Consider the following 1,012-nt stretch of genomic DNA (forward strand, 5'->3'; position numbering starts at 1 on the left):
TTATTAAACCCAGCCATCGAACGTGAGTCGCTTCTTGATTCTTTCTACCGCCTCTTTCTGCATCTGTCTCACTCGCTCATTTGATACACTGGTGTCTAGCATATGCCCAACTTCCGAAAGTGTTTTTACATTGTTTCCAAACAAGCCAAAACGATGGATCAAAACTATTTGGAGCTTAGGAGGTAGGGTATTGATGATCTGCTCTAAGGCGTCGGTAAAAGATTGATTCTCGCAATCATGTTGAGGGTCACAAAGGTATTCGCTTTCGCACTGCTCTAGTGCGAGTGGAGCACGGTTGACGTCTACCGTTGTCGTCACGTCGATAAAACCACTGAGTTCCAAGAGTTGATCAACACGCTCAGCTTTTACACCAGATTTGTCAGATAGCTCTGAAATGGACACTTCTTTGTTCATTTTCTTACTCGCATCGACTTTTTTTGATGCGAGACTGTTGATCTCTTTGCATACATGAGCAGGTAAGCGAACGGTACGTCCTTTGTTCATTAGCGCTGCTTCGATGTTTTCACGAATCCACCATACCGCATAGGTAGCAAAGCGAAAGCCTGGCTCGGGATCATACTTGTCTATGGCCTTTGCAATCTTAACAACAAGACGCAAGTTGGATTCGATCATCACATCACGTGCATTTTTGTCACCCGCGCGATTTAACTTCGCGTAATACATCTCGTCTTCGCGAGACAACAAATCGATACCCACAATATCCTTGAGGTAGTGAGCATAAGGATCTGAAGTGGTGGAAAATGATTCATTAATGGGCGTTTCATCCATTAGCCCTTGGAGCGCAGCAATACTATCGTTGTTCATTTCCGTGTCCTTATCTAGCCGACTGAACGCTTCACCTTATTATGAGACTAGGTGATTAACGTATAGTTTCATCTGAGTATAGATAAGACTATGTTACTTACCAATAAATAATATGAATTTCCGTAGGTTTATGTCACAAAGATGGGTACAAGAATTTAACAATCTTGCAATCGGAGACTAGCTCAGG

General features: G+C 42.9%; 1 protein-coding gene. It reads right to left on the reverse strand.

From position 1 onward, the window contains the following. Positions 1–3: 3 nt before the first annotated feature. On the reverse strand, positions 4–825 hold the full coding sequence (locus tag KIV40_RS30715) for an RNA polymerase sigma factor RpoD/SigA (protein WP_285353071.1): 822 nt from the start codon (positions 823–825) through the stop codon (positions 4–6). Between the last annotated feature and the right edge of the window lie 187 nt (positions 826–1,012).

This window comes from Vibrio sp. D173a (genome assembly GCF_030248475.1).